The organism is Acuticoccus sediminis (genome assembly GCF_003258595.1).
GTDB classification, from domain to species: Bacteria; Pseudomonadota; Alphaproteobacteria; order Rhizobiales; family Amorphaceae; genus Acuticoccus; species Acuticoccus sediminis.
The window spans coordinates 14,575-32,438 of record NZ_QHHQ01000013.1 but is presented as its reverse complement, the minus strand read 5'-3'; the positions used below and the strand labels follow the sequence as shown (position 1 = coordinate 32,438).

The window sequence follows — 17,864 nt, the reverse complement described above, 5'->3', positions numbered from 1 at the left end:
TCCTCAGCATTGATGCGGATATCTCCCGCCGGGCTCGGACCAGCGGTGAATATGAGCGCTGCCGGGTCGGCTTGCGGGGTCCAGAAGATCGGCTGGATGAGCGCCGAGTTGCGCGGGTCGGCCACGAAATCGTAACCCCCATTGCTGGGCGAACTCGCGCGCAATATCCTCGGTCAACCGCCCGACGGCCACTAGCTCCTGATAGGATTTTCTGTAATCGGGATTACGACGCAGGAACTCCCAGGCGAGATCGCCGGGCGTCAGCTTGTCGATATAGTCATAGGCGGCGTCAGACCGCCAACTTTCATCCTCGGACATCCTCCATCGCCTCCGCGTAATGTTGATGCAACGCGAGTTGCGCGGACGTGACGATTCCAAGTTGAAATTTGGCTGGGAAGAACGAAATCGAATCAACGTGATGCGTGTTCTGCATCACCTCAGTGCAGGCGAGGACCCAGGAGCTCGGAAAAGCCGTTCTCGGTCATCCATTTTGCGCGGGCGAGGTGGGCGGTGTGGACGCGCGCGGCGCGCTCTGGTTCTGTTTTGGCACAGATGCCGAAGAGTACCTCGACTACTTCTTTCCAGTCCGCACCTTCAGCGTCCGCGTCGAGCAGGCGCAAATAAAGCCTCAGGTGCGCCTGATCGTAGGCGGTCAGCGCGGCGCCGCCGGGCGGTTGGTCGAGAAAGTCTTCCTTGATCACGGCATCCCCCGACGGTGGATGTATCCATTTTGAAGGGAATTGCTAACGCTGTTTTGAGGAAGCCGCCTAGCGGCTAATGCGACTCATGGCGTCGGAGCGGTGCACAGGCACGCCGATGCGTCAGCTTTTTTTCTTCCTCTCGACAAGCATCACTCCCACGCCCTGGTCGGAGTTCAGGAAGACGATCCCGCCCCGCTCGAACGCACGCCGAACCTCGTCGCGCGTACTTTCAAACACCTCGAGGCCGCTTGCGGATTCGAGGCGCTTGAGTGCGGTCAATGATACTCGGGCCTTGTCCGCGAGCGTCTCCTGTGTCCAACCCAGCAACGCGCGTGCGGCCCGCGATTGTCGGGCGGTGATCATGCATGATCACCTCCCACACGGACCTACGCATACGCCAAAACTACGACTATAATAGTCGTTCTAGGCTGAGCTTTCCAGTTGGAAGTGGCTGTCCTGGCTCTCTTCAACCGATAAGGACCGCAACTGATTCGGTCGCCGCAAAGCTGAAGGCCCCGGCCTTCCGGCCGGGGCCTCGCGCGGGGCCTTAGTCGCCGCGCCGCCCGTTCGGGCGGGACCAGATGAGGGAGAAGGTGTCGCCTTCCTCGTCGTCGAAGAGGTTGGCGTAGATCGGGGCGTTGAAGCTCGGATCGTCGAGCTTGAGGCCCAGATAGTCGCGGCCTTCGTTGGAGCGCTTGGACCAGGCGGCGCCGATCTCGGCGCGGCCGACCAGGACCCGGTGGCTGGGGGCGTTCTCGCCGGTGGCGCGGGTGTCGGGGACGATGCGCACGTTCTTGGCCTGGACGCTGAGGGTGACGATTTCGCCGGTGAACTCGTTCGAGCCGGACTTCTTGAAGGTGCCGATGGTCGCCATTGTAAGTCTCCGTTTTCCGTTCTCGAGCCCGCACCATTGCGGCCTCGATGGCGATCGGCAGGCCGGAGGCGATCGACGGCGCACCCCGCAGGGGCCTGACAGCTAAGGAGAGCTTTCTTGCCTCGCGAGGAATGGCGGCGCAGCCGGCAGGGGAAGAAAGTTTGACGCGGCTGTTGCGTCATAGGCGATCGAGGCGAAGCCGACCTGCGGCCAGATCAGGCCATTGAAGAGGCCGTTTGGAGCGGTCGAGGCACGGTCAGGTAACGCAGAAGATGGCGGCCATCCCGGAACGGCAAACCGGCGTCACGGCAGGCTCACCGGCTTCGTCTCCTCCGCCAGGCCGACGCTGCTGCATCCTGGCCTCCCACCGCCACCAAGGAGATCGCCGCGCCCGATGCCCGGTGCCCGCCAAGACACGGCTCTGCTCCCGCGGCGCTCCAAGAGGACCGCCTTTCCGGACCAGCGTCGGTCCGTGCCCTACACGCCCATCGCTCCGACATGAGACGACGGGAGCGACCACGACAACGGTTGCCCTGATCCTCCTGACGGCGATGACGAAGATCAGGCCCGCGCAAGATCCCGGTCGGACGGGGCCGGAGCCGCCGCCATTCCAGCGACGCGCGCAAAGGCGGTGACGCCTACCGCGGCAGCGCCGATGACGGAGAACGCGATCTGCCACGCGTCGGACGGCATGAGGTGCTTCACGATGCCGTGGGTGGCATGGAAACCGGCGATCGCCGCCGGCGCGACGAAGGCTGCGGCCACGATCAGCTTCAACCACATGGGCCGGACAAAGGTGATGAGTAGATGGCCGGCGGCGAGCGTGATCGCCCCCGCGACGGCCCCGACCAGGATGGCCCCGGGGGTGCCGGCGCCTGTGCCGTGCGCCCAGGTGCCCGCGGTCACGCCGACGAACGCCGGCAGCGCGAAGACGGCCAGCGTGAACAGCAGCCAGCAAAGAAGGCCGATCGCTGCGAGGGATGCAAGTATTGCGAGGATAATCATGGTGGTGGCCTCCGTTAGGACCAAGTCTGACGGTCGCGCCTTCCAGCACCACCACGGCGCGGCTGAAGTATAGCGCAAGAGCGCGCGTGCCGGGAGCGGAAATCGCCGGCGATTTCCGCACCTGTGACCGGGTCGCCCCGGTCAGGGGGCGAAGGGGTCGATCTCATGGACGATGGCGGCGGTGTCGCCGTCATATTCGCTGGCGGGCGTGACCGACAGCGTGCCGTCGCCGGCCTGGAAGATGATGATGGCGGCCATCAGCGTGGTGGCGAGGCTGAAGGCGAAGGCGTGGGCGTCGTTGAGGGACATCGATCCGGCTCCTGTTCGAGCGGAGGACCATCCCCCGCTGACAGGCGCCCGATGTGTCGGGCTGAGCGCTGCAATCACCGCGCAGGCGAAGCCGCAGCGGCGGCATGCTCGCATAGCCGACCCTTCACGGGTTGATGGCGTCAAGCGGTCAGTCTGACCAAGGATCAGCGCAGAAAAGCGGGGGTGCGTCGGCCAGTCCGAAATGGTAGTCGATGATCATCTCAACAGCCCAGGTGCCAAGACTTCAGCCGGACGTCTCGCGCAGCCGAGGCGACAATTATCGGCAGGGGAACCGTGGCGAGTGGATTTCATGTGCCTGACGGCAACGAGGCGCTGCGGGCCGACATTCCCGCGATCGTCGAGCTGATCGAGCGAACCGCGCGGTGGGTTCATCCAGACACTTTCCGCGCGCTTCCGGTGTGGGCACCGCACACGGCGCGAGGTCGCCCACTCTACGATGCCGGCTGGTCTCGCCGATATACCAACACGCGTAAGGCGACGGGCGTCACTGCCGAGAAGTTCGAAGGTAACGTGGCGGCGCTCAATGCCCTAGTAACTGCGCTCGATGTGGCCGCCCCCAAGCCGAAGAATTGGACCGTCTGCCATATCTGGGGTTACGACGATCCGTCGTTCGCTCAGCGCAGCAGTGTCGTCCAGGACCCTCGCTATTTCTCGTGCGTGGCGAACATGGTGTGGTTGCCGACATCGCTGAAGGGATTCACTGACACTCTCCCCGAGATCAAGACGATGCTGCGGGTCTGCTCGTTTCATCTCTATGGGTGGGCATGCGAGCATGAATCCGTGCAATCGCAGGCGGAACAGGTCCGATCAGGTTGGACACCGTCCGACTACCCCGAGAGCTGGCCGAGCCCCGATCGCCCGGGCATCCTGCCGCCCGGCACTGCACCGTTCACGCAGCGCATTGAACGTGAAATCGCGAAGCGGAAGTCGAAGATGCGATCGGATTTGGCAAATGCCGAGTATCTCCACTACCCGAGAGCTGAGGTTGAGGACGTGCTGAGATTCTGGAAGATCGACTTGAGCTAAGCGGCGCTCACGCGCCGCCGAACTTCCAGACCGGGATGCCGAGCTTCTTGGCCTTGTCTGCGAGATTGTCGTGGATTCCGGTGCCCGGGAAGTGCATCACGCCCTTCGGCACGATCTCCAGGATCTCGTCATTGCGCTTGAACGGCGCTGCCCGGGCGTGCTTCGTCCAGTCGGGTGCGAAGCCGATCTGGGGGACGTTGCGGTTCTTCGCCCAGAGCGAGGCGATCTTCTCGGCGCCTTTCGGCGACTTGCCGTGGATCAGCACCATGTCGGGATGCTTCTGGTGCACCTGATCGAGCTTGGCCCAGATCAGCCGGTGGTCGTCATAGTCGAGCCCGCCGGTAACGACGATCTTCGGGCCCGGCGGCAGGAGCACCTCCTGGTCGGCGCGCTTCTTCGCCATCAGGAAATCGCGGCTGTCGATCATCGCGGAGGTCAGATTGCGATGGTTGACCTTCGATCCGCTGCGCGGGAGCCAGGGCTTGCCGAGATGGCGTTCGTAGTGCTCGGCGGCCTGATCGCGCATCAGCTCGAAGGCGTTCTGCCGCTCGATCAGGGTAATGCCCTCGGCGATCAGGCGCTCGAGTTCGACCGCCTTCACCTCGCTGCCGTCCTGTTCGCGCTGCGCCCGCTTCTGGGCCTGCTCGTTGTCGTCCAGTTCCCGGCCGATCCGGTCGTTGGCGCGGTGGAAGACGTTGACGGTCGACCAGAGGAGATCGTCGAGGTCGGGTTCGAGGCGCGTGTCCTCCAAGGTGCCGATCAAGACGTCGAAGATGTCGGCGACGGCGCCCGCGACCTGGTTGCCGTCGGGCAGAAGCCGCTGGTCGGGCTCGTCAGCGAAGGGCCGGTAGCCGTGAAGCTGGAGTTCGTTGAGGACATGGTCGGTGGGTGAGGATTCGTGATGCGGTTCATAGTCGTCGTGCTCGCGCATGGGATGCTCCGTCGGCTGGACCGCGACCGTCGCGGCCTTCATGGCGACGAAGCCCACGGGCCGGACGGCCGGGCACCCGGAGCGCGAGCGCAGGGCTCGATGGCTAAGGCCGGCTATTTTGTCTCGCGATGGAAAGCGGCCTTCAGGCCGCGCCGGAAAATAGTCGGCCGCCGCCATTGCCCGGCTGGCCGGCTTGTGGGCCGATCGCCCTCTCGAAGGCCGAGGCGCGGTCCCCCTCCGATGGATTGACGCATCCGCCGAGCACGGCGACCCGCACACCCGTTCTCCTGCCGGCTATGCCGCCAACGCCATGAAGCGAGCGACGTCCTGCGGCGCGACCTGCAAACGGGCTTCCATGCGCAGTGCATCCAGGCCGAGAGTGCGCAGATCCTCGTTGAAGTCGCCCCGCTCCGGCGAGATGACGATCGCCTCGATGCCGGCCGCGTTCGCCCGTTCGATCAGGGTGTCGCGCGCCCCGTCGCCGGCCGGATCGTTGTCGTGGACGATGTAGAGCCGCCGCAGCGTGTCGGGGAATTGTATCGCGGCGAGATGAGCCGCCGAGAGCGCCGCCAGCATCGGCATGTCTGGAAGCACCTGCCGGAGCGACAATACGGTCTCGATGCCTTCGCCGGCCGCCATCACTTCGCCACCAATGCCGAAGCGCACTGCGTTGCCGAGAAGATCGCCCATTGCTCGCCTCGGCGTGTCGATCGGGGCCTTGTTGCGGCGGCGGGGATCTAGCCAGGTGCGATGCGCTCCGGTGATCCTACCGCCCAGGTCGGTGACAGCGGCGATCATCGCCGGCCAAGTTTCGGTCGGCGAGTGCTCGTCGGGTCGATAATAGCAGCGCGGGTGGAAATGCAGGCTTCCGGTCCCGCGTAAATCCGTAATGCCGCGTTCGCGCAGATACGCTTGCACGATTGTGCCGAAAATCGGCTGCGACACGCGGATGAGGCGACGGGCCGCCTCAGGCGATCCATGTGGCGCAGGGAATTGGCGGTGGGATGCTCGCGTTTCCGGCTCGGGATGCGGCAGGCTGAGGAAGGTCTGCGCTTCGTCGGCGACATCCTTGAAGTCGATAAGACCGCAGCTCTCCCGGATCACGTCGAGGAGATCGCCATGCTCGCCGGTCGCCGCGTCGGTCCATTTGCCTGCAGGGCCCTTCGGCGTGTCCTTCAGCCGGACGTACATTGAGCGGCCGGGCGTATTGCGCACGTCACCCACCAGCCAGTAGCGGCCTTCGCGGCGACCGCTGGAGAGGTAGTGCTGGCACACCGCCTCGGCACGATCGGCGAGACGGCGCGCAAGATCATGCGGATTTTGCGCCATGGTCGTCTCCCATGCGAAAAGGCCCGCCGTCTCCGGCGGGCCAGTCTCGCAAGTCGTTGACGGTTATTCGGCCGCGACCGCGTGGGGAACGTCGGCGGCGATCCCATTCTCTGCGAACGGCTCGTCTTCGGCCATGGCCGTTTCGCCGTCGATTGCCGTCGATTGTTCGCTCGGCTCAACAGATTCGCTGGTCATGGTGGACTCGACATTCGACGCGTTCCGATCGGCGGTGCGCAACGGTTCAGGCAACCAGCCGGTATCGGCGAGCAGCGTCTGCGCTTCCGCTGCCATGTCGCCCTTCTTCAGATGCTCGATCCGATCGGCCGCGCGTTGCCCCTTCGCCTCCACCACGGCTTGGAGGATCCGAGCCTTGGTCACGCGACCAAGGAAGTTGTCGACGGTCGGCTTCCAGCCGGCTGCGGCCATGTCGAGATCGACCGCCTGAGCGAGGTAATCAGCATGGGCGAATGCGCGTGGGCGCCGGTTCCAGGCGTCGTGCACAGCGTTGACGGAAAGGCTGACGACATGCGCGAACAGCCCGCTCCGGCTGTCGCTGTCCCATTGCTGCAGCGTATCCCAGAGATCGACTGACTCCTTCGGAAGCACCTTCGCCCAGTTCTCGTGCCGGACGCGGACCGCCTCGGCCGAGGCGCTGTCGTTCAACCCCGGTGCTTGTGCGCTGAAGCTCACGCTTTTCAGGTCCAGCTCGAGGCAGCTATCCGAACCATAGTGGTAGAAGGTCTTAAGCGTCAGGACGTGCAGCGCCGCGACAAAAGCGACGTCAGGCCGTTCGCCGAGCGCTTGACGCAGGCCGAGCGTGCGATGCGAGGTCAGCTCGGTCATCAGCCGGTCCGAGATCGGCGAGAGACCCTCGTCCTCCTCCAGATCGGTGGCGGGCTCGGCGGTGATGGCGGTTTCGTGGCCGTCATAGCTTGCAGCCATGGCGCCGTCCGCATCGCTATCCTCCAACGGCTCGGACTCCGCATCCGGCGTCAGTTCGTCCTCCGGTCGGACGTAGCCACGCTCGACTCGAAGATGGCCGTCGGCGGCGATGCTGACGAAGGCGCCTGCGCGGGTGATCTCGCCGGCGTCGAACAGCACGGGCCGGTTTTCGAAGCCCTCGATCGCCGTTTCCAGCTCCGACAGCCGCTCGTCCACCTCGTCGGGCAGTTCGTCGGCGTCTTGATACTGGTCGGACAGCCGGTCCAGCTCGGCCTGGAGCGCGTCGCGGGTTGCCTCCTCCTCGGCCGTAAGCGCGACGGCCGCACCACGAAGCTGGCGCAAACCGAAGGCATGGCCATAGGCGAAGTCGGGGGCGACTTCGATCCACTTCCAGCCCTCCGCCGCGATCGCTTCGGCTTCGACCTCCAGCTTCTCGGCCACCATCCGGTCGACCAGCGCGACATCCTGGAGCCAACCGCCATCGTCACCCTGGAACAGGTCGCGCAGCACCGTGCCGCCGGCATCGAGATAGGCGTCGATGCCGATGAACTGAATTCGCTTGTCGGAGGCGCGTACAGCGCCCTCGGTGAGCATGCGGCGGATGACATAGGGCTGCTTGTCGTAGGAATGCTGCAAGCGCTCGAACACCTGCTCCTGCCGCGCGTGGTCGCCCGAGACGGTGAAGGCTTCCAACTGGGCCAGCGTCATTCCGTCCTCGGCATAGACGTCGAGCAACCTCAGTGAGACCGAAGCGAGCCTCAGCCGCTGCTTCACCACATTGACCGGGACGAAGAAGGCCGCGGCGATCTCCTCCTCAGACTGGCCCTTCTCGCGCAGCGTCAGGAACGCCCTGAACTGATCGAGCGGATGCAAGGGTGCGCGCTGGACGTTTTCGGCCAGCGAGTCTTCCTCGGCGATGCCGCCCTCGCGGACGACGCAGGGGACCGGCGCGGTCCTGGCGAGGCGCTTTTGCTTCACCAGCAGCTCCAGCGCCCGGTAGCGCCGGCCGCCGGCGGGAATCTCGAACATGCCGGTCTCGTTGCCGGCTTCGTCCGCGACCGGCCGGACGCTGAGGCCCTGCAGCAGGCCGCGGCGGGCGATGTCCTCGGCCAACTCCTCGACCGAGATACCCGCCTTGATGCGCCGGACGTTCGCCTGGCTCAGCACAAGCTGATTGAACGGAATGTCGCGCGAGGACGACAGGGCGATCTTCTGCTTCGCGATAGCCATCGGGATGATCTCCGCGACGGGCGGCCGGGAACTCTCTCCCAGCCTCCAACCCGTCACGAAGCGCGGCGCCGCCCTCTCACTGAAGGCAGCGCCGCAAACCCGACGATCCGGAAAGACGGGAACGCACGTTGCCGGAGACACGGATGTCCGCATCTCCGGAATTCAGGATGTCAGGCTGCCCTGTCGAGCAGCTTCTTTGCGCGCGCCTCCAGGTCGAGCCGCGCGTCCTGATGGGTCTTGTTCCGCGCGACTGCGGTGATGCCCTGCACGAAGTCGAACACGCTCTCGGGCTTGCGGCCTTCTTCAGTGAGCACGGTGTCGATGATCTTTGCCGTCTCGGCCTTGGAGAAGCCGCGCTTGCGCAGGAACTCGCTGCGATCGTCGTCGCTGCGGGCAACGATCTTCTCCCGCGCCGCCCTGATGCCGTTGACGAAGGGTATCGGAGAGGAGTTGGCGAAGCGGGTCAACGCCGGCGCCGCCTCGTGCGCGAAGCGGGAGGCGGCGTATTTGGAGTGGCGGATGGTGATCTCCTCGAAATCCTCGACGCCCCAGAGGTTGCGGTTTTGGCACACCGCACGGAGATAGAAGCTCGCGATACCGAGCGTCTTCGCGCCGACCTCGGAGTTCCAGCAGTAGAAGCCGCGGAAATAGAGATCCGGCGAGCCGTCCGGCAGCCGTCCGGCCTCGATCGGATTGAGGTCGTCGACGAGGAAGAGGAACACGTCCCTATCCGAAGCATAGAGGGTCGTCGTGTCCTTCGTGATGTCGACGCGCGGATTGTAGATGCCGGTCGACCAGTCGAGCACGCCCGGCACCTTCCAGCGGGTGTCGCCGGTGCCATTGCCGGCAATGCGCTGCACGGCGGAGACGAGTTCGTGGTCGAAGATGCGGCCATAGTCGGGCCCGGTAACGGCGCGCAGCTCGACACGGCCGTCCTCGACTTCCAGCGTCTTCACCTGCTCGGCTCGGCGGGAGGTCAGGCCGTATTGCAGGTTGATGCCGGCGAGCGGTGCGGGAAGCTGGCGTATATAGGCGGCCGGAGCTCCGACGAGGCTTGCGAGTTGGCCGAAGCTCCAATGGGTCGGCGCGATCGGAACGTCGGTGCCGGGCAGCATCAGCGCCAGGCGCTTGGCATCGTCGCGACTCGCCTCCACCCGGATCGCGGCGCTCTCCACCGTCCGCGTCCGGCTGCGCTCGGCACGGCCGCGCACTGCGGCGTAGAGGTCGGACAGGGACAGGTAACGCTCGTCCGCCGGGCGCGAAAACCACTCTGACGACACGCGGCCGACGCGCTGGCCACGGGTCGCATCCACCTTGTAGCCGCCGACGCGGTCGCGGGCACTGCTCAGAACTTCGACTTGGGTCATGGGGCATCTCCACGACGGGCGCCGGAGACCTCCCTCCAGCCCTCAACCCGTCACGGAAATCCGGTCCGCTCTCTCACTCTGGGGGCGTTGCGGGGATCTCCCCGCTCGAAGGGGTCGGCCGAGACTTCGGCTCGGCCGCAGGGGAAGGCTTTCCCCTCAAGATCGTCTCTGCAAGGCTCGATGCCTAGAAGGCGAACGCCGGCGGCGCCACCGGCTCACGCAGCCGCTCAACCTTGAAGCTGCCGACCGGAAGAGGTTGCAGGAGTTCTTGCTCGGGGACTGCGAGATCGAGCCACTCCATCCGCTGATCCCGCCGCAACACGGCCATCTGCCGATCGTGATAGGGCTCGACGTCGTCATTGGCGGCCGTCGTCAGGATCGCGTAGGCTTCCGGCCACTCCAGTGTCGCCGGCCTCCAGATGCCCGCGAAGTAGAACCAGTCGCCGTCGGCGAGCGAGAAGCTGTAGTGCTTGCCGTGGCTGCGATGGCGGAATTCTGAAGCCGGTACGAGGCAGCGATAGGCCGGGGAGGTCCGGCCCTCGGAACGCACGACCGTGAAGGGGCGGCCGCCACGCTCGCGAGGCTGCAAGCCCCAGGGGAGCTTCACCATCTCAACATCGCCGCCGTCGCGCCTTATGATGACACGCAGTTCGTCGAGCGGTGCGTCTGAATCGAATACATCAGCGCTCATAATCTGCGAACATAACAAGAACATGATCGCAAGGCAATGGCGATCGATACGGAGGACCGATGTGCAATGACTATCGACTGAAGGTGGATGTCGCTTCGATCATGGAGGATTTCGCCGACCTGAAGATCAAGATCCGCTTCGGCGAAGGCACCCCGAACATCGAGGCGCGCGACGACATCAAGATCACGGATGTCGCGCCGATCATCCGCACGGTCGATGGCGTGCGCGGCGAAGGCGACCTGGTGCAGCGGCGGTGGAGCTGGCCTGGGCAGAACAAGCGGCCAGTCTACAATTTCCGCTCGGAGGGTCGAGAGTTCACGTCTAACCGCTGCCTGATCGTCGCCGACGGATTCTACGAGTTCACCGACCCCACCGAGAAGGGAAAGAAGCGCAAGGACAAGTGGCTCTTCACCAAGCGCGATGAGCCGATCTTCTGCATCGCCGGCATCTGGCGCGAGACGATGGATGTCGGCGAGGCCTTCACCATGCTGACGATGGAGCCTGGGCCTGACATCGCGCCGTACCATGACCGGCAGATCGTCATCCTCGAACGCACTGCCTGGGCCGACTGGCTCGATCCGTCGGTGCCGGCGCAGTCGCTGATCCGGCCGCTCCCTGCGGGAGCCTTGCAGGTTGCTCAGGTTGGATAAATATCTGCATCGTAAACGGGGCTAAGGATTCTGATGCAGCAAGAGAAAATCGAAAAAGAGCTTGAGCAGATGCGCAAAATGGGCAGCGTCAGCTCTTCCGAGTGGCAGGCCTATACATGGAAGAACGAGCTGTCCGAACAAAAGCGGCGCGTCGGTTTACACCTTGATGAAGCCCTGACGGACGCGGAAACCGAGCACAATCCCTACCACATGCTCGAACGGGCAATCGGGGTTGCGGCGGTCTGCATGCGGCGGCTTATCGAGTGTCGCCTGGTGACAGATCGTTTTCGCGACACGGCGCTTCAGGTCCACGAGGTGCTTGCAAAGGGCGACGCGGATTGGCGCGAGCCGTTCGTAAGCCGCACTGCCAGCGAAATCTTCAACAACTATGATCTGTCGGCCCGTCACGCGGAGAAGCGGATACCGAAGATCATATCCGACAAGATGCTGCACGCGCGGGTGATCGGCGTGCTGTCCGGCAATGCATTTATGCCCGATGGCCTTCTCATCGCGTCAGACACGCAAAGCATGACTCAGCTTTTTCATTTCACGCCGCCCGAGATCGCGTCGATCTTCGATGCTTTTCTCGACGATCAGGTTCGATCCTCGTCGGACGGATACTTAGATAAGGGCGGTGACTTCAAGGGAACGCGCAAGGTGTTCGCGACCAGGGATTAGTCGCCGCCTGCGCGTGGCGGAGGGGCCGAGAGCCCCCGAACGAGAGGATTGCCGTGCCAGACCGTAAGCTTTCACCATGCGCCCGTCAGGCCGAGGCCGAGATCGAGAACTACTACCGTAATCAGCCCGAGGGATCGCCGGCCGTCGTTCGCCGGACCCACGGTGGAATCCTGACGTATCAGATCACGACCTTCGGCTTGCGGCGCACGGGCACCGGCCGGATCAACGTGGAAGGTGTCGGCGATTTCTACATGAAGTCCGGCAAGAACTGCTGGGAGCCCACCGGCCAGACCAGATTGGTCGTCCCGACCGACGAGGTGCTGGCTTGGGCGGCCGAAAATCCGCGCGGGCAGATGGGTGTCAGCATCTATGCGGACGAGCCATTCTGGCGGAAGCCGCGGAGCACCTAACGCCGTCAGGCTGCCAACTGCCCATGCCGTTCGAGGAGCCGCATCAACACGGCATTGGCGTGGGTGAAATTCGCGTGCTGGCCCTGGAGTTGGTACGCCCACTTCTCGCCGTGGAACAGATTGTTGCGAAGCGCCAGACGATCATCATCACGGTCAGCAGCCGATCGCGCGGGTCGTTGTTGCTCCCGTCGAGGACCGATCGGACGAGGTCGGGCTGGTCGGCGGGGCGCAGATGCAGGTGGGCGAAGTGGTGCGTGAATTGCCCGTTTGCGAAGTAGCGCTGCCGAAAATAGGCCAGCTCTCCATCATACTGGTCGGCGTCGAGCGTACCCGCATCGCGCCAGTCGCCGGCTCTCGCGCAAATGAGATCGGCGCGCGCAAAATTGCCCATGACCTGGGCCTCGAACAGACTCCACAGGAAGATGAAGTTGAAGATCGCTGCGCGGTCCTCTTCGGGCAGCGCCTGGAATCCCGGTGCGCGCGCCAACAGCCATTGCATGCTCATGTTATGCGCCCATTCGTTGTTGGTCTTGAGGCCGTCAGTCCGCTGGCGCGTCGCGGTCATCCGGGGACAGTTCCGAGAAGTCGGTGAGCGTGTCGCACTGGATGCAGTAGTACATCTGAGAGGCCTCCTGAAAATGCATGCCGCACAGGCATCCGCAGAAGGGACAGCATTCGTCGATTTCGAGGTCGGCCCATTCCCACACACCGAGGTATTCGGGGATGGCATCGCGATCGTAGCCGGTGATCTCGAAGGCATCGGCATTCTTCGCGACGAATCCGCGCTGTCCGACCTCCATCAGGAAAGGCAGGACGTCGGACGGCTCGATGTAGAACCATTCGCCGCGGCCGCGCCGGGATGCGAGGCGACGATGCAGGTCGCGCTCGGTTTTGAAATCGTCGGCCGACGTGATCCAGCCGAGGAGCTTGAGTTCGAGCGGATTGCCGGTCTGCAGGTCGCTTTTTCGGCGACCGATGTCCCTGGCAACGCCGACCTTGATCGGCGAGCACCCGTTTTCATCCTCGCCTATGAAGTAAACCGGCATAGGCCTTGCCCCGTTGCGTCTGTCTCCATTTGCGGTCAGTCATTCCCGTAGTCCGGCTCGTACTCCATTTCACGTTCTTGTTGGTCCTCGTGGATGTAGTTCAGTCCAGAGGCTTCGATTTCGTCGCTTCCCATCAGCGTCAAATCGCATGTCGGGCAGCGAAACTCTTCACCGACAAACTCTCGGTCGACGGCTTCCCAGATTGCATGCTCATCGCGCTCCTCGCTGATGTCTTCGCCGGTTTGCTCGCCGGTCATGAAGGCTCGGCATTTGCAGGCCGGGCAGCTCTCCGCCCAGATCTCGTCATAGCGGCCCTTGAAAATTCCGACCTGGTGCTGCGGTTCGCGCAATTCCGCTTCGCCGGTCAGGCGCTCGCGCTCCGCCTTCTTCAACGCCTCGAATTGCTCCCGGGCGGCCTCGACGCGCAGCTTGACGGCGGCCTCGAGGGCCTTGGCGGCTTCATCGAGAAGCTGGCGGGGCGCTTTTGCATCGGCCGCGCCGAGCCATTGCTCCAGGGATGAACCCATCTGGTGCAAGATGGTGTCGCACGCATGCCAATAGCGTGCCTCCCAGGCGTCGAGACGCATCGTCCGGAACGGAAGATCGGCCGAGTGCAGCTCGGCGTTTCGACGCTCAGCGATGTCCTGGCAGAATTTCTGGACTGTCTTGTCGAACCGGGGGACGAGATGGGCGAGGCGCTCGAACAGGGTCTTGGCGGTGATTGTCTTCACGTCTGTCGTGACGTTGATGCCGGCTGCGACGAACATCGACTGCCAATGGGTCGGATCGACCACGAGGCTCGGATGCTTGCGAGCGAGCGCGGCCTTGCCGAGCAGCTCGAGCGCGAGGGACGCCCAGAGCTGATACTCGTCGAGATCGCCGGCGCCTTTGCGGGCCAACGCACGGCCGACGTAGACCTTCGATTTTGCATGGAGCGCGTCGCCGTTTATGGCGATGAAGACGTCTTCAGGCATCAATGAGAATCCTTGCGAGGCGTCGGCCGGACCCTCGGTCCGACGGGCTGCGCCCGTGAAGGACGCGCCAGTTGTCGATGATGAGGATGTCGCCCTCGCGCCAGTGATGGGCTTCGGACGAAGCACCGGCGATCCGGTTCTCGATCAGCTCCAGGGCGATGCGGCCGCGCTGATCCACGGGTTCGAGACAGCCGGGATCGTATCGCAGGAAGGCTCCTCCCGGCGCGAGGATCGTCGAGTAGAAGGAACGCCGGCCGCTACGAACGAGCACCGGCGTGCCTTCGAGAAGGTCAAGCTCTTCCGACGAAAGGCTCAGCGTTTGCCAGTCGAGGAGCATCGTCGCCGCTTCCGGCGATCCTGGATCGATACACCCGAGGAGAAGGTAGCGGCAGGGTCTGGTGCGATGGCTGAGCTCTGTGTGGAAAGGCAAGGCGTCCAGGCCATAGCGGGCGCTCAAGGATCGCGGATGCGCATCGTCGGCGCCATGAGGCTCGATGACCTCACCGATCGAGCCGGCGCGGCCGGCAACGCGAGTGCCGAGGCGATCGCCGAGCTTGCCGAGTTCGCTCATTGTCGCGTCGGCGTCCGCGCCCTCGGTGCAATGAAGAGACCAGCCGCGCTCCGCCAACGTGCCGAAAGGGTGTCGCGTATCGGAGACGGCGATGTCGCGCGCGGCCATCTCGCTGCCCTATCTGTCGAGGCGGACGCGAAGACGCCGGGCTCGCTCCTTGAAGGCGCGCGCGCCACCTTCAAGGATGTCGCAGACGTGCTTGCGCATATCCGCGTTTTCGAGGCCAGCCGACAGGTAGCGGATGGGTGGCAGCTTGCCCGGCGTATGAGTGCCGGAAAACGCGACGATGACCTGGTCGGCGTCCGTGTTGATGACGAGGTTCGCGTTGTGCGTCACCATAATGACCTGGCGCACGTTTTTCGCGGCGATGAAGAGGTCGACGAGCTCGTCGAAAATCGACTTTGGATCGAGGTTTTCCTCCGGCTGGTCGATGATCAGCGGGCGGTCATCGCTGTCGTCCAAGGCAAGATAGAGCAGCAGCAGGACGATACCGCGCGTGCCCGGAGAGAGCTTGCGGATGTCGACGGCTTCGTAGTCGATGCTGTAGCTGATCTCGATATGGCTGGTGCCATAGAGCCATTTGGCGAAGCGTCGCAGCCAGGAGCGATAATCCGCTTGCTGTGATCGCGGCACCTCGGAGAGATCGAGCAGCTCGGCCTGATGAGCCTGACGAAATCCCGCCATGGCCTCGGCAACGGCTCTTGGATCGCCCGATTCCCACGCGGGCTTCAGCAGCGCGTTGGCCCAGGCCTCCAACGTACCGACGCCCTTGAACGGGCCGGTACGCCGTTTGTCGAACAGACCTTCGCCCTCCGTCGCCCAGCGATGCACGTCCGCATGGCGTGACACCGAGAACGATAATTTGCGCAGCGTCCCGGACGCCTGCGCAAGCCGGTCCATGAGCGGTCGATAGAGCGCGTGCAGCACTTGCTCTTCGGCGACGATGGATTCGAAGACGCGCAAATAGGCCTTCTCTCGATCGGACTGGAGCTGGGTGGTCCGCGCCGCGGCGCCTTCACAATCGGCCAGCGAATCCTTCAGGCGTTTCAGCGCCGCGTTCTCGTCCCCGATTTTCGTGGTTATCGTGCGCAAGCGATTGGCGGTGTCGGTATCAATGTTGATAAGGCGCTGGATGCGGCCGATCTCGGCCTCAAGTTCGCCCAACGACAATTGCTTCAGCTCGGCATCGTCGGCAACATAGGGCTCCTGGTCGCTCGCCTTACGCGGCAGCTCTTTACCCCGCCACCCGGCCGTTGCTTTCTCAGCCTTGGTCAGCCGCTCGGTCAATGTCCCGTCGACGTTGCCGGCGTAGGTCTGCCGGAATACCTCCCACGACGTGTCGTCGAGATGTGCACCGACGAAGTTCTGCTTGGTCGTTCGCAGGGCCATCGGCGCGCGATTTGTTCGGAAATCCGCCACGTCGTTCTGCAAAGAGCGCAGTGCCTGACTCTCCTGCGACCAGAGCCGAATCTGCGTCCGGACATAATCGGCCGCGTCGGTGAGCGCGTTCAGCCGCGCGACGCGCTCCGCGCTGCCTGCGGTCACCAGCTTGTCCCGGCTTTTGATATAGCCGGCGATCAGCGCGTCCTTCTGAGTGATCTGCGATTTGAGGCCCGCGATCTGGCTTTGCTTCTCGCGCTCGAGCCCGATTTGATCGGAGAGTGTCTCAATAGCCTCCTCGTCGCGGTCGCGGTTGTCGCGCAACACGGTCGTCCGCAACTCCAGCAGCTCGCCGAAATCCGTCGCGCCGTCGCGTTCGAGCGTGCTGTGCGCTTCAAAAATGACCCGCTCGATCTCGCTCAGTAACTCGTCCTTCAGGCCATCGGCCGAGCAAAGCTCCTCGACGAACTTCTGGGAGAGATACCGCGCTCGCGGATAGAGCGACGGATCAAATGAGTCGGCGAGCAAGGGGCGCACCGACGGATCTCCGGTCTCCCAGTTCAGCCGCACGCCCACGCCGTCGAGATGCTCGCGCGCTCGCACGATAAATGACGCATTGCTCAATCGGCCATCCGTCGCGTCGCATCCCGCCGCGATCGCATCCGCAAGGGCGGTCTTGCCGGAGCCCCGGGCGCCAATGATGGCGACCAAACCGGGGTTAAGGGCGAGCTTCGGCGTCTGCGCCCAGTCTGCGCCCGTCAACTCGACCTCCGCGATGACGCGGGCGGGCGTCGCCCGAAACGGGGGATGAGGGCCGACATAAGCCCGACCGGCAGGATCGATATAGGCTTGGCGTAGCGCATCGAATTCCAGCGCGCCTTTGATCCAGGAATAGCGATTGCCATCGGGCTTGGCGACGGTCGCCTGCTCATGCGCATCGCTGCCGTGCAGGCAGGGTTTGCATCCGTCATATCGTTCACGAAGGACGTCCTCTCCGACGCCGCTTTTCCGACCGAGCCAGAAATCGCGCTGCGCCGGGCTGCTGGCAAAAATGACGTGCGCGAACTTCTCGATCTCCTGACGGAGGGTCGCGTCATTGGCGCCGCGGATACCGGAAGTGCCATCGGTTTCGGCGCCAGCGACTGCGATCAGGATGTTCTCTTTCGCCCAATCGCTCCGGCCGTACTCCTCGCGCAATTTTCCAAAGTTGACCTTGAACTGCGAGGCGCCGTTGCGGAACGCGGCCCGCTCATCGGTCAGATCCGGCTTGGACTTCCGTCCTAGCTTGGCAAGATCCTCTCGCGTGCAGGCAAAGTTGTCGCCAAACGCCTCAAATCGCAGCCGGCTGAGAAAGCGCTCGACCTCTGAGATGTGCTTCGGATCGTCGGGGCAGACGAGAAGGTGGATGTTGGTCCAGCGTTCTTTCACCGTGGCGACATCGAGCCGTAGCTCGACATTGGGGAAGACAAGCGCGACTTCCGGCAGGCGGCCGTTTTCCTTCATCTCCCGCACGACGTGCTGGTAGGTATCGGTGCAATAATAGTCGGTCACTGCGATCGCGCGGATAACGGGCGTCGCCTGTTCGAGGCTGGTGAGGTAGTCGCCCCAGGCATTCGGACCTTTGAACTGATTGTTGAACAAAGTGCCGGGCGCGTGGATATGCGGCTCCCAGCGGTGCCATTCCGAACCGCGATTGATCATGCGCCCCCCTGGTGTCCTTCCTTCTGTT

20 protein-coding genes are annotated in these 17,864 nt (G+C 63.9%); 4 read left to right on the top strand and 16 right to left on the bottom strand.

What is annotated here, in order from left to right:
* Nucleotides 1–3: 3 nt before the first annotated feature.
* From DLJ53_RS36240 to DLJ53_RS35655, 6 genes are all read right to left on the bottom strand, one after another.
* Nucleotides 4–318, bottom strand: coding sequence for a transcriptional regulator domain-containing protein (locus tag DLJ53_RS36240; RefSeq protein WP_244935215.1), 315 nt, complete (start codon nt 316–318; stop codon nt 4–6).
* 119 nt (nt 319–437) lie between these two features.
* On the bottom strand, nt 438–701 hold the full coding sequence (locus DLJ53_RS32430; protein ID WP_111352480.1) for a DNA -binding domain-containing protein: 264 nt from the start codon (nt 699–701) through the stop codon (nt 438–440).
* Nucleotides 702–821: 120 nt separating this feature from the next.
* Nucleotides 822–1,064, bottom strand: a complete 243-nt coding sequence (locus DLJ53_RS32425) for a helix-turn-helix domain-containing protein (protein ID WP_111352479.1) — start codon at nt 1,062–1,064, stop codon at nt 822–824.
* Nucleotides 1,065–1,248: 184 nt separating this feature from the next.
* Nucleotides 1,249–1,575, bottom strand: coding sequence for a DUF736 domain-containing protein (locus tag DLJ53_RS32420; RefSeq protein WP_111352478.1), 327 nt, complete (start codon nt 1,573–1,575; stop codon nt 1,249–1,251).
* A 561-nt stretch (nt 1,576–2,136) separates the two neighbouring features.
* Nucleotides 2,137–2,580: a hypothetical protein gene (locus DLJ53_RS32410; RefSeq protein ID WP_111352520.1), complete on the bottom strand. Its 444-nt coding sequence runs from the start codon at nt 2,578–2,580 to the stop codon at nt 2,137–2,139.
* Nucleotides 2,581–2,721: 141 nt separating this feature from the next.
* On the bottom strand, nt 2,722–2,889 hold the full coding sequence (locus DLJ53_RS35655; RefSeq protein WP_008125146.1) for a hypothetical protein: 168 nt from the start codon (nt 2,887–2,889) through the stop codon (nt 2,722–2,724).
* Nucleotides 2,890–3,201: 312 nt separating this feature from the next.
* On the opposite strand from DLJ53_RS35655, the gene DLJ53_RS32405 reads away from it, so the two are divergent.
* Nucleotides 3,202–3,936 carry a hypothetical protein gene (locus DLJ53_RS32405; protein WP_244935214.1) on the top strand — a complete coding sequence of 245 codons (735 nt, stop codon included), beginning with the start codon at nt 3,202–3,204 and terminating at the stop codon, nt 3,934–3,936.
* A 7-nt stretch (nt 3,937–3,943) separates the two neighbouring features.
* On the opposite strand, the gene DLJ53_RS32400 is transcribed toward DLJ53_RS32405, so the two are convergent.
* From DLJ53_RS32400 to DLJ53_RS32380, 5 genes are all read right to left on the bottom strand, one after another.
* Nucleotides 3,944–4,867: a DUF2493 domain-containing protein gene (locus DLJ53_RS32400; RefSeq protein WP_111352519.1), complete on the bottom strand. Its 924-nt coding sequence runs from the start codon at nt 4,865–4,867 to the stop codon at nt 3,944–3,946.
* Nucleotides 4,868–5,161: 294 nt separating this feature from the next.
* Nucleotides 5,162–6,196, bottom strand: coding sequence for a DUF7146 domain-containing protein (locus DLJ53_RS32395; RefSeq protein ID WP_111352476.1), 1,035 nt, complete (start codon nt 6,194–6,196; stop codon nt 5,162–5,164).
* Nucleotides 6,197–6,259: 63 nt separating this feature from the next.
* Complete coding sequence (locus DLJ53_RS32390; RefSeq protein WP_111352475.1) at nt 6,260–8,368, bottom strand: ParB/RepB/Spo0J family partition protein; 2,109 nt, start codon at nt 8,366–8,368, stop codon at nt 6,260–6,262.
* Nucleotides 8,369–8,538: 170 nt separating this feature from the next.
* The gene (locus DLJ53_RS32385) at nt 8,539–9,735 is read right to left on the bottom strand and encodes a DUF932 domain-containing protein (protein WP_111352474.1); all 1,197 of its coding nucleotides are present in this window, start codon (nt 9,733–9,735) and stop codon (nt 8,539–8,541) included.
* Between the two features lie 184 nt (nt 9,736–9,919).
* Nucleotides 9,920–10,429: an SOS response-associated peptidase family protein gene (locus DLJ53_RS32380; RefSeq protein ID WP_211100716.1), complete on the bottom strand. Its 510-nt coding sequence runs from the start codon at nt 10,427–10,429 to the stop codon at nt 9,920–9,922.
* 56 nt (nt 10,430–10,485) lie between these two features.
* Between DLJ53_RS32380 and DLJ53_RS32375 the strand changes: the two genes are divergently transcribed.
* Genes DLJ53_RS32375 through DLJ53_RS32365 form a run of 3 tightly spaced genes read left to right on the top strand, consistent with a single transcriptional unit; the run spans nt 10,486 to nt 12,164 of the window.
* A complete protein-coding gene (locus tag DLJ53_RS32375; protein WP_111352473.1) occupies nt 10,486–11,076 on the top strand; it encodes an SOS response-associated peptidase in 591 nt (196 codons plus the stop codon).
* 33 nt (nt 11,077–11,109) lie between these two features.
* Complete coding sequence (locus DLJ53_RS32370) at nt 11,110–11,754, top strand: hypothetical protein (protein ID WP_111352472.1); 645 nt, start codon at nt 11,110–11,112, stop codon at nt 11,752–11,754.
* Between the two features lie 53 nt (nt 11,755–11,807).
* Nucleotides 11,808–12,164: a hypothetical protein gene (locus DLJ53_RS32365; RefSeq protein ID WP_111352471.1), complete on the top strand. Its 357-nt coding sequence runs from the start codon at nt 11,808–11,810 to the stop codon at nt 12,162–12,164.
* 43 nt (nt 12,165–12,207) lie between these two features.
* Here the strand turns inward: DLJ53_RS32365 and DLJ53_RS32360 are convergent, their stop codons facing one another.
* The 5 genes from DLJ53_RS32360 to DLJ53_RS35810 are packed head-to-tail and all read right to left on the bottom strand — an operon-like array spanning nt 12,208 to nt 17,836.
* Complete coding sequence (locus DLJ53_RS32360; RefSeq protein WP_244935213.1) at nt 12,208–12,729, bottom strand: hypothetical protein; 522 nt, start codon at nt 12,727–12,729, stop codon at nt 12,208–12,210.
* Complete coding sequence (locus DLJ53_RS32355; RefSeq protein ID WP_111352470.1) at nt 12,704–13,210, bottom strand: GIY-YIG nuclease family protein; 507 nt, start codon at nt 13,208–13,210, stop codon at nt 12,704–12,706. Before DLJ53_RS32355 ends, DLJ53_RS32360 begins: the two co-directional genes overlap by 26 nt.
* Before the next feature lie 35 nt (nt 13,211–13,245).
* Nucleotides 13,246–14,184 (bottom strand): hypothetical protein, encoded by a 939-nt coding sequence (locus DLJ53_RS32350; RefSeq protein ID WP_111352469.1) that lies wholly within the window; start codon nt 14,182–14,184, stop codon nt 13,246–13,248.
* A complete protein-coding gene (locus DLJ53_RS32345) occupies nt 14,177–14,863 on the bottom strand; it encodes a TauD/TfdA family dioxygenase (protein ID WP_111352468.1) in 687 nt (228 codons plus the stop codon). Before DLJ53_RS32345 ends, DLJ53_RS32350 begins: the two co-directional genes overlap by 8 nt.
* Before the next feature lie 9 nt (nt 14,864–14,872).
* Nucleotides 14,873–17,836 carry a TrlF family AAA-like ATPase gene (locus tag DLJ53_RS35810; protein ID WP_111352467.1) on the bottom strand — a complete coding sequence of 988 codons (2,964 nt, stop codon included), beginning with the start codon at nt 17,834–17,836 and terminating at the stop codon, nt 14,873–14,875.
* Nucleotides 17,837–17,864: the final 28 nt, after the last annotated feature.

What these genes read in the sequence shown, in the direction of transcription:
- DLJ53_RS32410 (WP_111352520.1), bottom strand. Translation starts at nt 2,580, where the DNA reads ATGATTATCCTCGCAATACTTGCATCCCTCGCAGCGATCGGCCTTCTT.
- DLJ53_RS32355 (WP_111352470.1), bottom strand. Translation starts at nt 13,210, where the DNA reads ATGCCGGTTTACTTCATAGGCGAGGATGAAAACGGGTGCTCGCCGATC.
- DLJ53_RS32370 (WP_111352472.1), top strand. Translation starts at nt 11,110, where the DNA reads ATGCAGCAAGAGAAAATCGAAAAAGAGCTTGAGCAGATGCGCAAAATG.
- DLJ53_RS32420 (WP_111352478.1), bottom strand. Translation starts at nt 1,575, where the DNA reads ATGGCGACCATCGGCACCTTCAAGAAGTCCGGCTCGAACGAGTTCACC.
- DLJ53_RS36240 (WP_244935215.1), bottom strand. Translation starts at nt 318, where the DNA reads ATGTCCGAGGATGAAAGTTGGCGGTCTGACGCCGCCTATGACTATATC.
- DLJ53_RS32375 (WP_111352473.1), top strand. Translation starts at nt 10,486, where the DNA reads ATGTGCAATGACTATCGACTGAAGGTGGATGTCGCTTCGATCATGGAG.
- DLJ53_RS32395 (WP_111352476.1), bottom strand. Translation starts at nt 6,196, where the DNA reads ATGGCGCAAAATCCGCATGATCTTGCGCGCCGTCTCGCCGATCGTGCC.
- DLJ53_RS32385 (WP_111352474.1), bottom strand. Translation starts at nt 9,735, where the DNA reads ATGACCCAAGTCGAAGTTCTGAGCAGTGCCCGCGACCGCGTCGGCGGC.
- DLJ53_RS35810 (WP_111352467.1), bottom strand. Translation starts at nt 17,836, where the DNA reads ATGATCAATCGCGGTTCGGAATGGCACCGCTGGGAGCCGCATATCCAC.
- DLJ53_RS32345 (WP_111352468.1), bottom strand. Translation starts at nt 14,863, where the DNA reads ATGGCCGCGCGCGACATCGCCGTCTCCGATACGCGACACCCTTTCGGC.
- DLJ53_RS32360 (WP_244935213.1), bottom strand. Translation starts at nt 12,729, where the DNA reads ATGACCGCGACGCGCCAGCGGACTGACGGCCTCAAGACCAACAACGAA.
- DLJ53_RS32390 (WP_111352475.1), bottom strand. Translation starts at nt 8,368, where the DNA reads ATGGCTATCGCGAAGCAGAAGATCGCCCTGTCGTCCTCGCGCGACATT.
- DLJ53_RS32425 (WP_111352479.1), bottom strand. Translation starts at nt 1,064, where the DNA reads ATGATCACCGCCCGACAATCGCGGGCCGCACGCGCGTTGCTGGGTTGG.
- DLJ53_RS32350 (WP_111352469.1), bottom strand. Translation starts at nt 14,184, where the DNA reads ATGCCTGAAGACGTCTTCATCGCCATAAACGGCGACGCGCTCCATGCA.
- DLJ53_RS35655 (WP_008125146.1), bottom strand. Translation starts at nt 2,889, where the DNA reads ATGTCCCTCAACGACGCCCACGCCTTCGCCTTCAGCCTCGCCACCACG.
- DLJ53_RS32400 (WP_111352519.1), bottom strand. Translation starts at nt 4,867, where the DNA reads ATGCGCGAGCACGACGACTATGAACCGCATCACGAATCCTCACCCACC.